At 68.8% G+C, this 19,453-nt stretch carries 17 protein-coding genes and 1 tRNA gene; 3 read left to right on the forward strand and 15 right to left on the reverse strand.

Annotation, left to right across the window (positions count from 1 at the left end):
* Entirely contained in the window at positions 1-762 is a 762-nt protein-coding gene (locus LCF40_RS01190) for an NAD(+)/NADH kinase (RefSeq protein ID WP_224827045.1), read from the reverse strand.
* 93 nt (positions 763-855) lie between these two features.
* Here LCF40_RS01190 and LCF40_RS01195 point away from each other — a divergent pair, with 93 nt between their 5' ends.
* A complete protein-coding gene (locus LCF40_RS01195) occupies positions 856-1,920 on the forward strand; it encodes a polyprenyl synthetase family protein (RefSeq protein WP_224827046.1) in 1,065 nt (354 codons plus the stop codon).
* A 1-nt stretch (position 1,921) separates the two neighbouring features.
* On the opposite strand, the gene LCF40_RS01200 is transcribed toward LCF40_RS01195, so the two are convergent.
* The 9 genes from LCF40_RS01200 to LCF40_RS01240 form a co-directional block, all read right to left on the reverse strand.
* Positions 1,922-2,215, reverse strand: a complete 294-nt coding sequence (locus tag LCF40_RS01200) for an amphi-Trp domain-containing protein (protein WP_224827047.1) — start codon at positions 2,213-2,215, stop codon at positions 1,922-1,924.
* A gap of 66 nt (positions 2,216-2,281) precedes the next feature.
* Positions 2,282-3,592 (reverse strand): PQQ-dependent sugar dehydrogenase, encoded by a 1,311-nt coding sequence (locus tag LCF40_RS01205; RefSeq protein WP_224827048.1) that lies wholly within the window; start codon positions 3,590-3,592, stop codon positions 2,282-2,284.
* Between the two features lie 48 nt (positions 3,593-3,640).
* Complete coding sequence (acs, locus tag LCF40_RS01210; protein ID WP_224827049.1) at positions 3,641-5,623, reverse strand: acetate--CoA ligase; 1,983 nt, start codon at positions 5,621-5,623, stop codon at positions 3,641-3,643.
* 84 nt (positions 5,624-5,707) lie between these two features.
* Positions 5,708-6,874 carry a two-component system sensor histidine kinase NtrB gene (locus LCF40_RS01215; protein ID WP_224827050.1) on the reverse strand — a complete coding sequence of 389 codons (1,167 nt, stop codon included), beginning with the start codon at positions 6,872-6,874 and terminating at the stop codon, positions 5,708-5,710.
* A gap of 110 nt (positions 6,875-6,984) precedes the next feature.
* Complete coding sequence (locus tag LCF40_RS01220) at positions 6,985-8,811, reverse strand: asparagine synthase-related protein (protein ID WP_224827051.1); 1,827 nt, start codon at positions 8,809-8,811, stop codon at positions 6,985-6,987.
* 225 nt (positions 8,812-9,036) lie between these two features.
* A complete protein-coding gene (locus LCF40_RS01225; RefSeq protein WP_224827052.1) occupies positions 9,037-9,765 on the reverse strand; it encodes a succinylglutamate desuccinylase/aspartoacylase family protein in 729 nt (242 codons plus the stop codon).
* Positions 9,766-10,112: 347 nt separating this feature from the next.
* A tRNA-Thr gene (locus tag LCF40_RS01230) sits at positions 10,113-10,186 on the reverse strand.
* Between the two features lie 62 nt (positions 10,187-10,248).
* A complete protein-coding gene (locus LCF40_RS01235) occupies positions 10,249-11,292 on the reverse strand; it encodes a class I SAM-dependent methyltransferase (RefSeq protein WP_224827053.1) in 1,044 nt (347 codons plus the stop codon).
* Positions 11,293-11,330: 38 nt separating this feature from the next.
* On the reverse strand, positions 11,331-11,753 hold the full coding sequence (locus tag LCF40_RS01240) for a VOC family protein (RefSeq protein ID WP_224827054.1): 423 nt from the start codon (positions 11,751-11,753) through the stop codon (positions 11,331-11,333).
* 127 nt (positions 11,754-11,880) lie between these two features.
* Between LCF40_RS01240 and dph5 the strand changes: the two genes are divergently transcribed.
* Positions 11,881-12,711 carry a diphthine synthase gene (gene dph5, locus LCF40_RS01245; protein WP_224827055.1) on the forward strand — a complete coding sequence of 277 codons (831 nt, stop codon included), beginning with the start codon at positions 11,881-11,883 and terminating at the stop codon, positions 12,709-12,711.
* A gap of 22 nt (positions 12,712-12,733) precedes the next feature.
* Here dph5 and LCF40_RS01250 read toward each other — a convergent pair whose 3' ends face one another.
* The 4 genes from LCF40_RS01250 to LCF40_RS01265 all read right to left on the reverse strand — a co-directional run bounded on the left by LCF40_RS01250 (position 12,734) and on the right by LCF40_RS01265 (position 17,415).
* A complete protein-coding gene (locus LCF40_RS01250; RefSeq protein ID WP_224827056.1) occupies positions 12,734-13,717 on the reverse strand; it encodes an isocitrate/isopropylmalate dehydrogenase family protein in 984 nt (327 codons plus the stop codon).
* 146 nt (positions 13,718-13,863) lie between these two features.
* A complete protein-coding gene (gene melA / locus LCF40_RS01255) occupies positions 13,864-15,216 on the reverse strand; it encodes an alpha-galactosidase (RefSeq protein WP_224827057.1) in 1,353 nt (450 codons plus the stop codon).
* 61 nt (positions 15,217-15,277) lie between these two features.
* Positions 15,278-17,092 carry a ribosome biogenesis/translation initiation ATPase RLI gene (locus LCF40_RS01260; protein WP_224827058.1) on the reverse strand — a complete coding sequence of 605 codons (1,815 nt, stop codon included), beginning with the start codon at positions 17,090-17,092 and terminating at the stop codon, positions 15,278-15,280.
* Positions 17,092-17,415, reverse strand: a complete 324-nt coding sequence (locus LCF40_RS01265; RefSeq protein ID WP_114577468.1) for an EMC6-like membrane protein — start codon at positions 17,413-17,415, stop codon at positions 17,092-17,094. The genes LCF40_RS01260 and LCF40_RS01265 overlap by 1 nt, the downstream gene beginning before the upstream one ends.
* A gap of 115 nt (positions 17,416-17,530) precedes the next feature.
* Here LCF40_RS01265 and LCF40_RS01270 point away from each other — a divergent pair, with 115 nt between their 5' ends.
* Positions 17,531-18,685 carry a hypothetical protein gene (locus LCF40_RS01270; RefSeq protein WP_224827059.1) on the forward strand — a complete coding sequence of 385 codons (1,155 nt, stop codon included), beginning with the start codon at positions 17,531-17,533 and terminating at the stop codon, positions 18,683-18,685.
* Between the two features lie 29 nt (positions 18,686-18,714).
* Here LCF40_RS01270 and LCF40_RS01275 read toward each other — a convergent pair whose 3' ends face one another.
* Positions 18,715-19,302, reverse strand: coding sequence for a DUF7344 domain-containing protein (locus LCF40_RS01275; protein WP_224827060.1), 588 nt, complete (start codon positions 19,300-19,302; stop codon positions 18,715-18,717).
* Positions 19,303-19,453: the final 151 nt, after the last annotated feature.

A 19,453-nucleotide genomic window follows, 5' to 3' on the forward strand; every position in this document is an offset into this window, starting at 1 on the left:
TCACTCGAGGCCGGGGTCAGCGACCACCGCGAGGTTGCCGTCGGTGCCGATCGAGACCGGCGAGCCGACGCCGACGGTGGCGACGGTCCGGTCGTCGGCCTGGAGGGAGACGGCTCCCTCGTCGCGTTCGACGGCGAGCGCGAGGGCGTCGTCGGGGAGGATCCACTGCTTGGTCTTCGTGACGAAGGGGGCGACCGGAACGACGGCGACGCCCGCGAGGGACGCCGAGAGCACCGGGGCGCCGGCGGCGCTCGCGTAGCCGTGGCTCCCCTGGGGGGTCGCGACGACGACGCCGTCGGCCCGGAACCGCGCGACCGTCTCCCCCCGGCTCGAGACGCTGTACTCCGAGATGCGCGCGGGTTCGGCGGTCAGGAGGCCGACGTCGAAAAACGCTCGCTTGGAAACCCCCTCCGTCTCGACCCGGAGGACCGGCCGGCGGACCGTCCGCGGGTTGCCCGGGAGGGCGTCCCGGACCGCTTCCGGAAGCCGGTCGGGCGCGACCGAGGGGACGCCATCGATCCCGACGGCGAGGACCGGGGCGTCCACGCCCGCCCGGGCGACCGCCGACAGGGAGGGCTCGTCCGGACAGACGACGACGTCGGGCGCTCGCTCGAGATCCGGGGCCGGGCCGACCACCAGTCGCCCGCCCTCTCTCTCGACCGTCTCCGAGAGGGCGTCGAGCTCGAGTGAGGAGCCGCCACTCTCGCCCTCGACGACGGCAACGCGGCTCTCCCCCTCGTTCGCCCGCCCCGGCGGTCCCATACGGGCCGTTCCGGCGCGCCGGTCAAAAGCATGCGGTTTGGATGCCGGGACGTCGAACTGAATCTTTTTCACCCCGCTCCGTGACCGGCCCGTATGCGGGAGACGCTCGCGGCGTGGCGGCCGGCGATCGACGACGCGATCGCCGACCTGCTCCCACGGGAAATCGACGCCGACTACCTCGAGGACTTCTTCGGCGCGCCCACCTACGTGTACGACCCCGAAAGCATCCAGCGGGGCCTCGCGGACCCGGTTTGGGACCTGCTCGACCGGGGCGGGAAACGCTGGCGGGCCGTCCTCTTTCTGGTCCTCGTCGAGGGGTTCGGCGAGGACCCCGAGGAACTCCTCGCTTACGCCTGCATCCCCGAGATCCTCCACAACGGGACGATCATCGTCGACGACGTCGAGGACGAGGCCGCGATCCGCCGGGGCGAGCCCGCCCTCCACCGCGTCTACGGCGAGGACGTCGCGCTGAACGCCGGCAACGCGCTGTACTTTCTCCCCCTGAAAGTTCTCGAACGCGATCCGGGCGACCTCCCCGCCGAGGCCCGGCTGGCGGCCTACGAGATGCTCACCCACGAACTCAACCGGACCCACCTCGGCCAGGGAATGGACATCGCCTGGCACAACGAGCGCGACGTCCGGATCTCCCGGGCGGAGTACCTCGAGATGTGTGCGTGCAAGACGGGCTGTCTCGGCCGGATCGTCGCCCGTCTGGCGGCGATCGTCGCCGGGCAGTCCGAAGCAATCGAGCGCCACGCCGCCGCCTACGCCGAACTCACCTCGGTCGCCTTCCAGATCGGCGACGACATCTTGGACGTCGAGAACTCCCTCGGCCGGGCCGGCGACTTCGGCAAGGAGTTCGGCAACGACGTCCGGGAGGGCAAGAAGACGCTGCTGGCGATCCACGCCCTCGAGGAGGCCGACCCCGCCGACGCGGAGCGCCTCCGGGGGATCCTCGGTGCCGACACGAACACCGACGAGGAGATCCGGGAGGCCCTCGCGATCCTCGAGTCGGCCGGCAGCGTCGAGTACGCCCGCGAGCGCGCCCTCGAGCTGGCCGCCGAGGCCAGAGAGCACGTCGATGCCCTCGGGGTCGACCCTGACACGGCGGAGAAACTCGCGGCGTTCACGACGTTCGTCATCGACCGGGACGCCTGAGCTATCGGACGTCGGGGCCGCTCTCGTCGGGGCGGCCGACGAGTTCGAGTTCGATCTCCAACCCCTCGTCGCCGACGCCCTCGAACTCGATCTCGAGTTCGGCGGGCTCGCCGAACGCGAAGGGGAGTTCCCAGTCGTCGCCCTTGATCGTCAGCTCCTCGCCGTCGCGGAGTTGGTTCCCGAGGTCGATCAGGAACCGGCCCGCTTCCTCCGTCGAGAGGCGGTACTCGCGTTCGAAGTTCCGGCCGGGTCGGATCGTCGTCCGTCCTTCCGGGTCGTCGTCGGAATCGGTCATGAACGGGTGAGGAGTGGCGACGAGGATAGCGGTTGCGGTCCGCCCGGTCACCGCGACCCGCATCGTCTACGTCGGGGCGAGCCGGACGATCGGGGCGTCCTCGGCGTCGACGGCGACGTAGACGACGCTCGAATCGCCGACGACGACGTCCCGGACGCGCCACCCGCGATCGACCAGCAGCGGCTCTCGCTCCCGGACGGAGACGTCGTCGGTCCCCGCCCCTTCGACGGAAAAGCGCCCAAGGTATCCCTCGGCCAGGTTGCCGACGAGGAGGTCGCCCTGCCACGGGAGGGCCGTCCCGTCGTAGAACGCGGCGCCGCTCGGCGGGAACCCGCCCGAGCCACACTCCCAGTAGTGGACGGGCTCGACCGTCCCCTCGCGTTCGTCGGGGCGGTCGCCGACGGGGTCGTCGGTGCCGTACTCGCAGGCGTAGGTCGCGACCGGCCAGCCGTAGTTGCCGCCCGCCTCGAGCCGATTGATCTCGTCGCCGTCCTCCTCGCCGTGTTCGGCCTGCCAGATCCCGCCGGTTTCGGGGTGGACCGCCATCGCCTGGGGGTTCCGGTGGCCGTAGCTGTAGATCGCCTCCCGGACGGCCTCATCGCCGCCGACGAACGGGTTATCCTCGGGGATCGAGCCGTCCGGACGGAGCCGCAGCGTCGTCCCGAGATCCGTCCCCAGGTCCTGGGCGACGTGGTCCGGGCCGAACTCCTTTGACTGGCGGTCGCCGACGGTCACGTAGAGCATCCCGTCGGCGCCGAAGACGGCCCGGGAGCCGTAGTGGCCGCTCGAGCCCGCGGCGTCGGCGACGTACAGTTCCTCGAAGCCCTCTACGGCCATCGCCTCGGCGTCGAACCGGCCTCGCCCGAGGTGGGTTGCCGACTCTCCGTCGCCGGTCCCGGCGGCGTAGGTGAGGTAGATCCAGGGCTCCTCGTCGAAGTCGGGGGCCAACTCGACGTCGAGCAGGCCGCCCTGCCCCTCCGGGAGGACCTCCGGCACGCCGTCGATCGGGTCGACGTCCCCGGAGTCCGGATCGATTCGGACGAGCCGACCCTCGCGCTCGGTGACGAGGAGCCCGCCCGGCGGGAGAATTGCGATCGCCCACGGGTGGGACAGCCCGGTCGCGACCTCCGTGACCGCGAGGGAGGGTTCCTCGGGGTCCGGGTCCGCCTCGGATTCGGTGCCTCCGGACTCGTCCTCGGACCCCTCTCCGTCGCGTCCGTCCTCCGTTTCGTCGTCTACGGAACCCGCGGGATCGTCTTCCCGATCCGCCGCGGACCCGCTTGCGTCATCGTCGAACCCGAGACAGCCGGTAGCGGGAACGGGCGCGATCGCCGCCCCGAGAAGGACCGCCCGTCGCGAGTACCGGGAGGAGGTCATCGGGACCGAATGGGGGTCCCCGCCGTATCACGCTTCCGGGGGAGGAGGTCAGTCGTCGCCGACCTGGGCAGCGATGTCGTCGACGACGTCGGGGTTGCGCAGGGTGGAGGTGTCCCCGAGGTCGTTGCCGCTGGCGAGGTCCTCGAGGAGTCGGCGCATGATCTTGCCCGATCTGGTTTTGGGGAGTTCGGGCGTGAAGACGACCTCTTCGGGGCGGGCGATGGGACCGATGGCCTCCTCGACGCCTTCGACGATGCGCTCGCGGAGGTCGTCGCTTCCCTCGTAGTCGTCCTCAACGATGACGTAGGCGTAGACGGCTTCGCCCTTGAGGTCGTGGTCGCCGCCGACGACGGCGGCTTCGGCGACGCCCTCGGTGCCGACGATGGCGCTTTCGATCTCCATCGTGCCCAGGCGGTGGCCCGAAACGTTGATGACGTCGTCGACGCGCCCGAGGATGGTGATATACCCATCCGAGTCGATCTTGGCACCGTCCTCGGGGAAGTAGACCCACTCGTCGGCGTCGGGATCCGAATACTCGCGCCAGTACTCTTCGAGGAAGCGCTCGTCGTTGTTGTAGAGCGTCCGGAGCATCCCGGGCCAGGGGTTGTCGACCGTGAGATAGCCCGCGTCACCCGCCTCTACCTCATCGCCGCCCGAATCGACGATCCGGGCGTCGATGCCGGGCAGTGGCGGGCCCGCCGACCCGGGCTTCATCGTCCCGATGCCCGGGAGCGTGGTGATCATCATGCCGCCGGTTTCGGTTTGCCACCAGGTATCGACGATCGGGCATTCCTCGCCACCGACATGGGTATAGTACCACTTCCAAGCACGAGGATTGATCGGCTCGCCCACGGTGCCGAGCAATCGGAGCGAGGAGAGGTCGTGTTCTTTGGGGTAGTCCTGGCCCCACTTCATGAACGCCCGAATCGCGGTGGGCGCCGTATAGAAGATATCGACGCCATAGTCCTCGACGAGCTCCCAGAGCCGATCTTTCTCGGGGTAGTCCGGAGTTCCCTCGTACATTACGCTCGTCGTCCCCAACGCGAGCGGACCGTAGACGATGTACGAATGGCCCGTGATCCAGCCGATGTCCGCGGCACACCAGTAGGTATCGTCGGGCTCGACGTCCAGAACCGCGTGGGAGGTCCACGCAGCGTAGGAGAGATACCCCCCGGTGGTGTGTTTGACGCCCTTTGGCTCTCCAGTGGTTCCGGAGGTGTACATGAGAAAGAGCATGTCCTCGGCGTCCCGGGAGACCGGATCGACCGACGCGCCCTCCTGCTCGGCGAGCAACTCGTCGTAATCGTACTGGTTCTCACCGAGCGAGTGCTCGAGTTCGTCTCCGAGCCGATCGACGACGACGGTAGTAGTATCGCCGTCGACGCTTTCGAGGCCCTCGTCGGCCTTCTCCTTGTGATCCAGCGCATCGCCCCGACGGTAGTAGCCGTCACAGGTGACGAGATGATCGCTGTCGGCGGCGTTCATCCGGGTGGCGAGTGCATCCGCCGAAAAGCCCGCGAAGACGACTGAGTGGGGCGCGCCGATGCGCGCACACGCGAGCATGGCGATCGGGAGTTCGGGGATCATCGGCAAGTAGAGCGTCACCACGTCGTCCTCCGCGACGCCGAGCTCCCGAAGGACGGCCGCGAACTCCTCGACCTCGCCCAGCAACTCCTCGTAGGTGAACTCGCGGGTGTCGCCCAACTCTCCTTCCCACTGGATGGCGAGCTCGTCGCCCCGGCCCTCCTCGACGTGTCGGTCCAGACAGTTCGCCGAGGCGTTCAACTCCCCGCCCGTAAACCACTCGTAGAACGGTTCGTCGCCGTCGTCGAGTACGGTGTCGTACTCCTGGTCCCACGAGAGCAGGTCGGCGGCGCGCTCCCAACACTCCGGCCAGTTCTGCTCGAACTCGTCGTAAATCGCGGGATCGGAGACGTTGGCCTGAGAAACGAACTCCGCGGAGGGCTCGAACGTCTCCTGGTCGGCGAGCCGTGCCTCGAGTTCTACCGGTGGGTCGTCGTCGCTTGGCATATCCACGGGATCGTTCATCGGAGGAATAAACGTTCCCCCTCCGGAAGGCGAGCGGGCGGGGAGAGGTCGGTCGCGGGTCGCCGATCAGACGTGGAACTCGAAGCGCGCGCCGCCCTCCTCGCTCTCCCCGACCCGGACCGTCCAGTCGTGGGCGTCGGCGACCTCCTCGACGATCGAGAGCCCGATCCCGGTCCCCTCCGCGCTCGTCGTGTAGCCCTGCTCGAAGACCGCCGTCCGGGCGTCCTCGGGGATCCCCTCGCCGCTGTCCTCGACGTAGAACCCCTCGCCGTCCTCAAGGCCGCCCACGCGGACGGTGACGTCGTTCCCGCCGTGTTCGACGGCGTCATCGCGAGCCTGCGAGCGATGGCTCGGGGAACCGTGTTCGACGGCGTTCCGAAAGAGGTTCTCCAGCAGGGAGGCCAGCCGGCTCCGGTCGGCGTCGATCGATCCCGGCGCCTCGACGGTCAGATCCGCGTCGTCGGTCCTGACCCAGCCCCAGGTCTCCCGGACGACCTCTTCGACCGAAAGCCGCCGCGTCGTTCCGAGCCCGCCTTCCTGCTGGGCGAGCTCGAGCATGTCCTCGATGAGCTCCTCCATCCGATCCAGTGACTCCGCGAGTTCCTCGACCCGTTCGTCCCCGTCTCCGTCCTCGTTCTCGGCGGCGATGAGTTCGGTGTACCCCTGGGCGACGTTCAACGGGTTCCGCAGGTCGTGGCTGAGGACGCTCGCGAACCGCTCCAAGCGTTCGTTCTGGTCCTCGAGGCGTTCCTCCTGGGCTTTCTCCCGGGAGACGTCCCGGAAGATCCCGGTGAACAGCCGTTCGCCCCGGAACTCGTGTTCCCGGAGGCTGATCGTGACCGGGACCTCGTGGCCGTCCTCGTGGCGGGCGGGGAGCTCGACGCCGTCCCAGTCGATGTTTCGCTCGCCGGTCTCGATGTATTGCTGGAGGCGACGTTCGTGGACCGCCTTCAGGCGATCGGGGATGATCTCGAGCTTCGAGCTGCCGACGAGTTCGGCGGGCTCGTAGCCGAGGATCCGCTCGATCGCCGGGTTGGCAAAGAGGATCGTGCTCTCGGCGTCGATCGTGAGGATCCCCTCGGAGGTGTTCTCGACCAGGGTTCGGAAGAACGCCTCGTCGGCGTCCCGGAGCCGGGGATGGAGCAGATCCGCGATCGATTCTTCCTCGCGTGTCGCCTCGTCACCGCTCGTCATCTCGACCCCCTCCGGAGCGCCGGCGACGTTCGATCCCACCACCGTCGGGTCCGCGAGTGACGTCGGAGGCGTTCATGAACTGTCCCTACGCCCCGTAGGGGCGGGTCGGTACTTGAATAACGATGGTCGAGTCGGTGCATGGGGTAGCGTCACACTCCCTTCGGTGTCGTCTCCGTATCGGGCCCGGTCCCCGCAACCGTCCGGGTCATCGGCATCTCGAGCAGCGTGAGGAGCCCACACAGCGCCCCGGTGTGGGCGCCACCGGCCGCGTGTTCGCGATGGGTTTCGAGAACGCGCCCGTAGTCGATCCCGGGGAGCGCCCGGATCGTCGCCTCGTTGGCCCGGAGATACGGGCCGACCCACTCCTGGCCGCGCAGCCGGGCCGCGTTCCCGTCCCCGGGCGATCGCAGCGCGGAGCCGACCGCGCCGAGGCGGTGGAGCCACCGCGGGCGCGAGACGGCGATCCCGGTCCGGTCGTGGGGGATCGCGGCGAGGTCGGGGGCGAGCCGGGAGAGCGCGCGCCCGACGACGTCGTACCGGAGGCCGTGGGACCGCGGGAGCTCGAGCGAGAGGTCGACGAGCCGCCGGTCCAGAAACGGGTAGACCGTCGGCAGGACCTGTTCGTCGGCGTAGCGGTCGAACGACGTCTCGTTGGTCAGCGGGAACCAGAAGCCAAACCGGGCGAGCGCGCTCGCCGAGGGGTACGCCACGCCGTGGTCCTCGACTCCCTCCCCGGTCGGAACGACCTCCCCGGCGAGGGTCCTCGAGAGGACCGGCTCGGCGAAGGGGACCGACCGTGGCGTCTGCCAGTCGAGGTACGCCTCCCGGTTCTCGACCCGGCGCTCGATCGGTACCGGGATCGAGAGCCCCGGAAACGGGCGGTGGGTCGGCGTCGCCCACCCCTTGAACAGCACGTCGGCGTACAGCCCCGAGACGAGCGCATCGACTTCCTCCCGGAGGCGGTCGGCGACGCCGAGGGTTCGACCCTCGTTGAACCAGCCGACGAAGTTCGCGTGGGGGGCGATATCGGACAGCAACGTCCGGTAGCGGTCGCTGCCGGCGGGAAGGCGCGCGAACCGCAGGCCTGCCCGGGCTGCGACCCGGCTCGCGACGGCGACCTCCCTCGAGCCGTCGTCGAAGCCGTAGACCCGCTCGACCCTTCCCAGTGCCGTCAGGAGCCGCGAGTCGCTCCCTCCCGAGAGCAACAGGCCGTGATCGCGACCGGGTCGGAGCCGATCGGCGAGGGCCGCCCGGAACCGCTCGACGAACCGGTCGACGAACGCCCCGATCGGCCGGTCGGCGGGCCGGTAGGTCGGCTCCCGGTAGCGCCGGCTCTCGACTCCCTCCGGCCCGATCGTCGTCACCGATGCCGGCGGAAGCCGCTCGACTCCCTCGAGGGGCGTCCTGATCCCCCGGACGGTGCCGGTGGCGAGGTACTCGGCGAGGGGTGCGGGCTCGAACCCCGTCTCGACCGCCGGGTGGCGGGCGAGGGGCTGGATCGCGGTCGCACAGAGCAGCCAGCCCTCCCCCCGGTAGCAGTAGACGGGCCGGCTCCCCAGACGGTCGGTGACGACGTGGAGCCGACGGCGCTCGCGGTCGACGACCAGACAGACGAACTCGCCGTTCAGCCCCGCGAGCCCGTCGAGCCCGTCGGCGGCGTACTGCTCGGCACAGAACTCCCCGGTCGACGTCCCGGGTGGCCGGCGCTCGTAGCCGTCCCCCCGTTCCCCGCTGTAGACCGGCCCGACGACGTGGAGAGTGGTGTCTCCACCGGGAACGGCTGCCGGATCGTCCTCCCGACGGCGCACGCGGCCCGCGACGCTCGCGAACGGTTCCCGGACGGAGACTCTCGCCCCGGAACCGAGCCCGTCGACGACCGGCGCCACCGGCGGGCGGTCGTGGCCGTACGCCCAACAGAGCCCGACCATCACCTCGCCGCCCTCGCCGTCCGGACGGCTCGACTTCGCTCCCGACACGGGGCGGGGACGGGGTTCGATCCGTTCACTGTTCGTGCTTCGAACGTCGTCCCTCCACCGCATGAGCGCGCCACCTAACCAGTGAGGTCCCGGCGACGCCCGGCGGGGACGACGGCTACCCGCCGGAGCCGCTCGCGTCGGCCGCCTCTCCCGGAGCCGGCCTCGAGAAGGGTCGATGGCTGGAGACGTCCACGGGGCCCGAGAGGGCGACCGTCGTCCCGCGTGCTATCGCTGGCCGGCACCGTCCGTCTGGAGGCCGTACTCGCCCAACAGCCCGCTCACGGCCGACTCCATCCATCCGATTCGCGTCGGGAGGTCGGTGTCGTCCTCGGTGACCTCCACGATGTATCCGGGCCGGTCGAGCTCGCCGACGACCTTGTGGGCCAGCATCGGCTCCGAGCCGTCGATCGTCGCTCCGACCGTGAACTCGTAGGACTCGGGATACGCGTCGCGAACGCCCCTGTTCAGCGCGGCGACGGTCTGCTCGGCCGGCTCGAGCGCGGCGGTCGACGGTGCCGAGAAGATCGCCTGTCCGTAGCCGTCGAACGCGGTCTCGGCGCCCCAGATCCCCCGGGAGCTGTGCATGTCGATCACGATCCCCGGGTCGTGCATCTCCACGACCTCCCAGATGTCACGGGCGAGCCCGGATCCGGGCTCGCTCCCGGTCGGGAACTGCCGGTTCAGGTGTCCGACGGCTCCGTGGCGGGTTCCGCGCCGGATCGCGTCCGCGTCGGCCTCGGGGATCACCACCAGTCGGCCCCGCTCGAGTCCCCAGTCGAGCATCCGGGCGCCGACCTCGTACCCCGCGGCCTCGTCGCCGTGGATGCCGCCGACCACGACGGCTGTCGGTCCGGCCCGTCTCCCGTCGATCACGTGAATCGACGTCTCGTACGGCGTGTTCGCCTGGATGGTGTAGACGACGCTCGAGACCGAACACGACTCCGATGCGCTCACAGTGCCCGCAGCTCCGCCCACTCCGGCGAGAACGCCGGCAGTTCCGGCCAGAAACCGCCGGCGCGACGGCTCGGGAGCCGACCGGACGGCCGACGTCTTCGAACCGAGCTCGCTCGCGCATTTCTCGATGAACGGTAACATTCGAGCCGACGGTCGGATCGTTCCCAGTTAATGACCACGATAGCAGATAGCTTTGCCCAATTACCAATGGTTAGATGGGGTGAATTTCGGCGCTAGCGACCGTTCAGGCGACTTCGAGACGATAATCGTGTGGGGTAAGAAAAACCGATACGGGCTTTCGTCGCCTCACCGCTTCCGGATCGAGGGTGTTCGAACCTGAGGATGCAAGCCGGTGGAGGGATTTGAACCCTCGGCCTAATCCTTACGAAGGATTCGCTCTGCCAGTCTGAGCTACACCGGCGCATCCGAACATACGCCCGACGCCGGGCATAAGGATTGCGAATCCCCCCTGCTACGCGGCGATCACCGCTCGAGGCGGACGTCGAGACAGACGTTCTCCTCGTGGGGCGCGTACGACCGGACCGTGTGCCGGGTTTCGACGGTGACCTCGTACTCCCCGCCCGCGGCCGCTCGGATCGCCCGCTCGCCGGGGCCGAACGGGTCCTTCTCGTGCTGGATGTCGTAGTAGTGGATCACGCAGTCGTCGCCCGCCAGCGCGATCGCGGTCTCGAGGAACTCGTCGGCGCTGTGGGGGAGGTTCATCACGATCCGGTCGGCCCAGTCCCCGTAGTCGTCGGCGGCCTCGCGGACGTCGCCTTCGATCGCCGTCACCCGATCGGCGACCCCGTTTCGCCGGGCGTTCTCCCGGAGGTACTCGATCGCGCGCCCGTTGACGTCACAGCCCACGGCCGTCGCCCCCCGCTTTGCGGCCGGGATCACGAACGGGCCGACGCCGGCGAACATGTCGAAGACCCGCTCGCCCTCCCGTATTTGCTCCGTAACACGATGGCGCTCGGTCGCCAGCCGCGGCGAGAAGTAGACCGCAGCGAGGTCGAGGAGGTACTCGCAGCCGTACTCGCGGTGGACCGTCTCGGTTCCCTCCCCGGCCAGCAGTTCCCACTCCCGGACCCGCTTCTCGCCTTTCACCTTCGAGGCCTTGTTCAGGACGGTTTCGACGGGGAGATCCGACTCGACGACCGCGCGAGCGATCGCGCGGGCCCGCTCGGGGTCGTCCTCGTCGATCAGGACGACGTCGCCGATGCGTTCGTAGGAGGGCTCGGAGCCGAGCAGGTCCGCGGGGGTCGTCTGGCGCTCGCGCTCCCCGACCGCGTGGGTGGCGAGCTCGAGGCCCTCGGGGACAGCAGCGGGGTCGGTGACGGGGATGTAGAGGTGGCCGTCCTCACCGGCGATCTCGTAGCTCTCGGCGATCAGCTCCGCCTCGGCGAGCTCACGACGGGTCGCCTCGCCCTCGGCGCGGGGGACCCGGACGCAGGCGACGGGCGTCTCCGCCTCGCCGCCGGCGGCGTCGTTTTCGTCTCCGTCTCCGTTCGGGGCCCCCGAGTCCATATCTCGAGTACCGGATCGCCGACCCTAACGCTGACGCATCAGGCCTCGATCAGTTCGACGAGGTTCCCCTCGGGATCCCGGACGAAGAGGATGGTCGACCCGGTCTCGGTCGTCCGTGGCTCGCTCACCGTCTCGACGTCGTCGGGCAGGTCGGCATAGAAGGCCGCGACGTCCTCGACGGCGAGGCCGAGGTGGCTCGCGCCGGGCTGATCGACGCGCTCGCGAGAGCGCTCCTCGCCGGCGGGGTCGTAGGAGACGAGTTCGACCCGGGCGCCGTCGGCGTCGAGGTGGACGAAGCGCCCGGTCGCGCCCTCGATGCCGACCGCGGTCGCGAAGGCCTCTCCCGAGACGGTAAAGCGATCGAGCACGGGGAGGCCGAGGACGTCCCGGTAGAAGCCGAGACAGCGATCGAGGTCCGAGACGGTGATGCCGACGTGGTGGGCGCGCGTGGATTCCGACATACGAGAGTGCCCGTAGGGCGCTCGCAAAAACGCTTCGTCCCGGATGTGGTTCCGTGGATTTCGGCCGGATCCGGACGGCCCCGAACGGTCCCGGGCGGTATATGGCCCTCGGGACGTAATCGAGGGCATGCTCACCTTCATCGGCCTCGGACTCTACGACGAGCGTTCGATCACCGTCGAGGGCCGGGAGGCGCTCAGGGACGCCGACCGGGCGTTCGCCGAACGCTACACCAGCCACCTCGTCGGCGCCTCCATGGCGGATCTCGAGGCTCACCACGGCACGCCCATCGAGGTCCGCGGCCGCGAGGGCGTCGAGCGCGACCCCGAACCGATCCTCGCGGCCGCCGATGGAGGGGAGGTCGCCTTCCTCACCGCGGGCGACACGATGATCTCGACGACCCACGTCGACCTCCGTCTGCGGGCTCACGACCGCGGGATCGACACGCGAGTGATCCACGGCGTCACGGCACAGACCGCCGCGAGCGCGCTCACGGGCCTCCAGAACTACCGCTTCGGCCGGGCGACCACTCTCCCCTTCCCCTACGCCCACGGCGCCGACGGCCTGCCCGAGAGCGTCACCGCCCCGATAGCGGACAACCGCGAGCGAGGGCTGCACACGGTCGTCTACCTCGACATCAAGGTCGGCGAGGAGGCGCGTCGGTCGCCGAACGTCACTGGCGGGGACGGCGATGGCGCCGAGGAACTCGCCGAATACATGACGGCCGATGTCGCCGCTTCCCTGCTCGCGGCGGCGTACCCCGAGGTCGTCGGCGTCGCCGTCGCCCGCGCGGGCAGCCCCGATCCCCTGGTCGTCGCCGCACCCCTCGCCGAGCTCGCCGACCGCGAGTTCGGCGACCCCCTTCATCTGCTCGTGATTCCCGGAAAGTGCCACCCGATCGAGGCCGATGCCCTGGTCTCGCTCGCGGGCGCGGACCGCGGGGACCTCGATACGGTCTGACGATCCGGAGCTTCCGACCGCGTCAGTCCAGCCGGGAGACGACGGCCTCCGTCACGTCGTCGGTCGAGGCGTCCCCGCCGAGGTCGGGCGTTCGCGGTCCCTCCGAGAGGACCGTTTTCATCGCCTCCCGGACTGCGCCTCCCTCCTCGTCGTGGCCGAGGTATTCTAAGAGCATCGCCGCCGAGAAGATCGCCGCGGCAGGGTTGGCGACGCCCTCGCCGGCGATGTCGGGTGCCGAGCCGTGGACGGGCTCGAACAGCGCCCGGTCGGGGCCGACGTTTGCGGAGGGGAGCATTCCGAGACCGCCGACCAGCCCCGCCGCCAGATCCGAGAGCACGTCGCCTGCGAGGTTAGGGCAGACGACGACGGCGAACTCGTCGGGCTCGAGACAGACTCGGGTCGCGAAGGCGTCCATCAGCACCTCCTCGCAGTCGACCCCTCGGTCGTCGGCGACCCCGATGACGGCGTCCCGGAAGCGGCCGTCGGTCTCGCGCATCACGTTCGCCTTGTGGGCGACGTGAAACCCCTCGTACTCTCCCTCGTCGACGTACTCGCAGGCGAACTCCGCGAGGCGCTCGGAGGCCGAGGTCGTGACGACCCTGGTCAGCGTCGAGAGATCGCCGGAGAGTCGGCTCTCGTGGCCCGAATAGACGCCCTCGGTGTTCTCTCTGAGGAAGACGAGGTCGGTCTCGGGGCGGACGGAATCGACCCCCGGGTACGCGCGGGCCGGCCGGACGTTGACGAACGAGCCGACGGCCTCCCGGAGCGGGAGGATGACGTCGGCGGCGGTCTCGCCCGCGGCTCCGAACAGCGTCGCGTCCGCCTCGGCCGCGAGGTCGTAGGTCTCGGAGGGGAGGGCCGCGCCCGTCTCCGTGGCGACGCGGTCGCCCGCCTTCCCGTCCACGAACTCGAACTCGGGGCCGGTCGCCTTGAGGACGGACACTGCGGCGGGGGTCACTTCCCGGCCGATCCCGTCGCCGGGAATGACGGCGATCTCGGTTGGCATGGCCGTACCTCACAGGGGGGCAAAAAGAGGGTGTCGATCGCGTGTCCGCCGCCTTCGGGGCCGCCATCCCTACCGGAATCGAGGACGACCCGCTCGTCGTCCCGGCCCAACGACCGGAGCGGCCGCCCGAACACGGTCCGATCCGACTACGACAGCGCCGGCAGATACTCCCCGTTTGCCGCCAGCAGATCGTCTACCATCGCGTCCGCCTCCTCCAAGGTACAGACCGCGCTCGTCAGCGGGTCGAGCTTGATGGCCCGACGGAGTGCCGCCTCGTCGCCCTCCGTGGCCGCCTGAACCCCCAGGGCCTGGACGTTGACGTTCGTCCGGTTCAGCGCCGCGAGCTGGGCGGGGAGGTCGCCAGCCGAACACGGGTGGACGCCGGTCCCGTCCACGAGAGAGGGCACCTCGACCAGCGCGTCTGCGGGGAGGTTCGAGATCAGCGCACCCGCCCGCGAGCCGGCCGTGTTCGGGACGTTCAGGTTCATCCGGCGGACCGCGCCGGTCTCCAAGGAATGGACGATCCGGGCGGCGTACTCGTCGCTGCGGTCGAGTTGGGTGTCCATCGCCTCGGGGTCGAACGCCTCGCCCGGGTCGATCGAACTCCACTGTTCTAAGTACTCGCCCGTCGGCAGCCAGCAGACCGGCGAGTACTCGAACTCCTCGGGGTCCGCCCGGTAGCTGCTCCGGTCGATGAGGTCGTCGATCTCCTCCTCGCTTTGCCGGAAATAGGGGAGATACTCCGAGAGGTGCTGGCTCGACTCCGTGATGAACGAGCCGAAGTGATCCATCGTCTCGAAGCGGACGACGTCGTCGGCGTACGCCTCGCCCCGCTTGGCGAGGACCGCCTCGAGATCCGGATAGAGATCTCTGCCGTCGTGTTCGAGTTCGAGAAACCACGCCATGTGGTTGATGCCGGCGACCCAGTACTCGATCTCGTCAGACGGAACCCCGACGTAGCTCGCGAGGTCGTGGGCCGTGCCCTGGACGCTGTGACAGATGCCGTAGACGTCGATTTCGGTCTCCGCCGCGACCGCCCAGCAGACCATCGCCATCGGGTTCGTATGCTGGAGCAGCGGGGCGTCGGGACAGAGCTCCTCCATGTCCCGAGCGAGGTCGACCATCGTCGGGATCGTCCGCAGTGCTCGAAAGACCCCGCCCGGACCCAACGTGTCGCCGACGGCCTGGTAGACGCCGTACTCCTCGGGGATCTCGATCTCGTTGCGAAACGGCTCCTCGCCGCCGACGTGGATCGCACAGATTACGTAGTCGGCGTCCGCGAGGGCCTCGCGCCGATCGGTCGTCGCCTCGACCGTCGCCGGCAGGTCGTTCGCCTCGACCAGCCGGCGGGCCATCGCCTCGCTTTCGGCCAGCCGGTCGTCGTCGATGTCCATCAGGGCAAGCGTCGCGCCCTGGAGCGCGGGAAAGGAGAGGAGGTCGCGGACGAGTGTCTGCGTGAAGGTGATGCTGCCGGCGCCGATGAAGGCGATCCTCGTCATGCCCTGGATCCACATACCACCGCCCTAAACGTTGCTATCGCGTGGCGCGATCCCCGTCCGGTCAGGGCGCGTAGTAGTACTCGCCCTCGCGTTTCTGCTGGCTGTCAAGTTGCGAGCCGGGCTTGTTGATCCGGGGTCGGGACGTCCGCTCGTCCCGGCGGAAGGTCACCTCCAGGTTCGCGAGGAAGTCGTTCATCCCCGAACGCATCGCCTGGGGAGTGCCCGCGTGACCCTCCACGGCGGGTTCGCCCTCGAAGACCATCAGCCGGTCTGCGAGCAGGTCGATCATGTAGATGTCGTGATCGATGACCAGCACCGTCGCGTCCTGTTGTTCTGCGTACCGCCGGATCGCGCGGGTCGCCTGGACCCGCTGTTCGACGTCCAAGTGGGCGGAGGGCTCGTCGAGCAGGTAGAGGTCGGCCGACTCCGAGAGGCAGGCCGCGATCGCGACCCGCTGGCGCTCGCCGCCCGAGAGGTCCGAGAGGTTCTGCTCCATGATGCGCTCGAGCTGGAGCGGTTGGGCGATCTCGGTGGTCCAGTACGAGGAGCCGAACTGGTCGGTGATCGAGGAGAGAAAGGCGTCCACCCGCATCCGCTGGTCGATCGTGACGTACTGGGGTTTGTAGGAGATGTCCAGATCGAGGTCGGCGTCTCCCTCGTCGGGTTCCAGCTCTCCCGTCAGCAACCGGGCGAACGTGGACTTCCCGATCCCGTTCGGGCCGACGATCCCCAGGACCTCATTCTCGTGGATCTCGCCGCCCTCGACGGTAAGGGAGAACTCGCCGTCGCCGTAGGACTTCGAGATATCGGGGTAGGAGACCAGAGTGTCGCCGCGTTCGACGGTCCGGGGGGCGTGTTCCTCGAACCCGATCGCCTCGGGGCGGATCCGCATGTTCTCGTTGTCGAGGTAGCCCCCGAGGTACTCGTTGATTCCATTGCGGACGGATTTCGGCGAGGTGATCACGCCGTAGGCGCCGGGTTCGCCGTAGGCGACGTGGAGGGTGTCCGCGAGCAGGTCGAGGATCGCGAGGTCGTGTTCGACGACCAGCATCGACTTGTCCTCCTCGGCGGCGAGTTCCCGGATCAGCCGTGCGGCGATCACCCGCTGGCCGATGTCGAGGTAGGGGGTGATCTCGTCTAAGAAGTAGAAGTCGGTGTCCCGCGCCAGGGTCGCGGCGAGCGCGACCCGCTGGAGTTCGCCGCCCGAGAGGTCATCGATCGCCTGGTCGAGTACGGGTTCGATCGAGAGCCGGGAGGCGAGTTCCTCCAAGACGCCGCGTTCGTCCGCCCTTTCGAGCAACTCGCGGGTGTTGCCCTCGAACTGCTCGGGGATCTGATCGACGTACTGTGGTTTGCGTGCGACGGTGATCTCGCCGTCGCGGATCGACTCGATGTAGTCCTGCAGTTCGGTCCCTCGATAGGCATCCAGAACCGCGTCCCAGCCCGGCGGCTCTTCGTGTTCGCCCAGGTTGGGCTCGAGTTCGCCCGCCAGGATCCGGACGGCGGTCGTTTTCCCGATGCCGTTGGGTCCCAGAATGCCCGTCACCTTCCCCTCCTCGGGGACGGGAAGCCCGTAGAGCGCGAAGGCGTTCTCGCCGTAGCGGTGGGCCGGCTGGTCGTCGAGTTCCTGGGGGAGATTGAGGATCTCGATGGCGTCGAAGGGACACTTCTCGACGCAGATCCCGCAGGTCTCGCCCAGACAGATCTCCTCGCTGATCCGGATCTGGTCGGGTTGGCCCTCCGCCGTCTCCTCGCCCCGGAGGGTGATACACTCCTTGCCCGTTCGATTCGGCGGACAGAAGTTCTTGCACTCGTAGTTACACCGGTCGGGCTGACACCGGTCGAGATCGACGACGGCGATGCTGTCGTCGGCCATCAGCCCGTGTACTCCGTCGTGAGCAGGATTCCCCACGTGATGAACCACAGCGAGAAGGTCATCAGGGTGATGAAGAGGTAGTGTTTGACCCCGAACTCATCGTCGCCGTAGATTCCGAGCGCCTGGATCAGCGGGAACTGGAGGACGATCGTCCCGACGACGATCAGGAGCGCCCGGGTGTCGGTCGCGGCCGTCGCCGGCGCGGCGTCGCCCGTGATGATCGAGGAGGCGATCGCCGCCCCGATGCCGAGCAGAGCCGCGAACGACGTCACGCCGATCGAGCGGACGTGCTCGCGTCGGTCGCTGAGCGATTCGGTCGCCATGTCCGTGAGTCCGACCCGGGCGTTCAAAAGCCGTTCGGGTTCGCTGGCGAGCCCTCCCGCGCCGACGGAACGCGACCGTCCCCTTTATGGCCGTGAACGTTCAATTAGTCGTACAATGGTGCGGAGATCCCGGTCGCGGTCGCGCGGGGGCGGGGGAGCCCTTTCCCGCCGGGCCCTTCTCGGCGGCGGAGTGGTCGCCGTCGGTGGGGCCGGACTCGTGGCCCGCTCGGGCGCGTTCTCACAGAGCACTGCGACCCGGGAGGCGAGCATCGACTCTGCCGGCGACGACGAGGCGTTGGTCGGGGTCGCGGTCGCGTCCGTCGTCGCCGGGGAGGACGACCAGGAACTGGCGACGATCACGAACAACGCGGGCCGGGAGCTCTCGGTCACGGTGACGCTTGCCGACCCCGAGGACGGCGAGGTCGGAGAGCCGGCGGCGACGATCGGGCCCGACGACGAGCACACGTTTTCAGTTTCAGTCGCCCGGGGCATCGATACCGGTGAGAAGGCACTCCCGTTCGATATCGAGGCGACCGGCGACGACTCCTTTCACGCCACGATGGAACGGCGGGCGGACGTCGAGGCGGGCGAGGAGCCCGGCGAGCCGACCCTCAAGCGGAAGATTATCGACGAGACGAAGAACACCAACGCCGCGTTCACCATCGAGTACGACGTCGAATCGGTGGCCGACTTCGACCGCCTCGAACTGGACGTCGAGAACGCGAGCGTCGGCTGGATCGCGGGCGAGTCGTTCGTCCGCGAGAGCCCCGAGGGCGTGCTCTCCTATCCCTCGAGCGGCCACGACGGCGGCGCCGAGGGCCACACCTACACGTTCACGTTCCGGGTCTACGACTCGAACGGGGTAGTGCTCACCCGAAGCACCGAACGGGTCGCCGGCGAGGAGAGCGACGACGACGACGGGATCGGCGGCGCGGACGACCCCGAGCTCGAGTGGTTCGCCGTCGAGGACGACAGCAGCCCCCAGCACGGGACGACGCTGGCAGTCGAGTACCAGACCGCCGTCGCCGATCCCGACCGGTTCGGGTCGGTCCGCGTCGAGTTCGACACCGACGCCGATCCGGGCGGACACTGGGCCGACGAGACGATCTACGGCGAGGGGTCGAGCGATACCGTGACCCACACGAGGGACGGCACCGTCGGCTCGACCTACGAGGTGACCGTCGCCGTCGAACGACCCAGCGGGGTCACGGTCGACTCGGGGACGGTCACGATCGAATCGGGCTCGAACGAGACGATCGACTGGCCGTAGTCGCTCGGTTTTCCCGTTCGAACGTCGGACTACGGCGGCCGATCGCCGGCTCCGAGCCGGCTCCGGCGGTTCTCGACGGTGTGGACGGCCGCCGATATCCCGAAGAGCGCGACGAGCAGCGTCGCCCAGCCGAGGGTCGGAACGGTCTCGGTGGGGACGACCTCGAGCCAGAGGCCGGCGATCACGGCGCCCGCGACCGCCGAGAGTCCGAGGTAGTAGACGCCCCAGGGGATCGAGTCGCCGGGAACGATGTCGAGATAGACGTCGAGGTCGGCGGCGGAGTCGGTGAGTGCGATCGTCCGGTCGTCGAACTCGACCATGTTCGCGCGTTCGAGGGTCGGCAGGTGGGTCTGCTGGAGGGAGGTGTAGACCCGCTTTCGCTCGGCGGAAGTGAGTTCCGCGACCTCCTTGTCGAGTTCCCAGGCCGCGACGTGCTCGGCGAGGTCGCCGAGTTCCACGGGGTCGTCCTGCTGTTTGCAGTAGTGGATCGCGTACCGCCGGCGGTGGTTGCTGAGCAGGTCGAAGATCTCGCCGCGGGTCGGCCGGTCGTCCGTTTCGGACTCCGGGCCCGGGGCCGATTCGTTTTCACCCTTCTCCTTCCCTTCTGTCAGCGCCATCGACTCCTCACTTTTCGTGAAAATCAGACGGGAGAGGTATAAGTCTAGCGACCGTTCCGGCACCGTTTCGGCAACAGTTGTCGGAGAAAGGCCGGCTTGAAACGGCTCTGGCCCGGCCAGACGACGTTCTGGCGACTCAATACAAAGGGGA

The organism is Saliphagus infecundisoli (assembly GCF_020177375.1).
In the GTDB taxonomy this organism is placed as follows: Archaea; Halobacteriota; Halobacteria; order Halobacteriales; family Natrialbaceae; genus Saliphagus; species Saliphagus infecundisoli.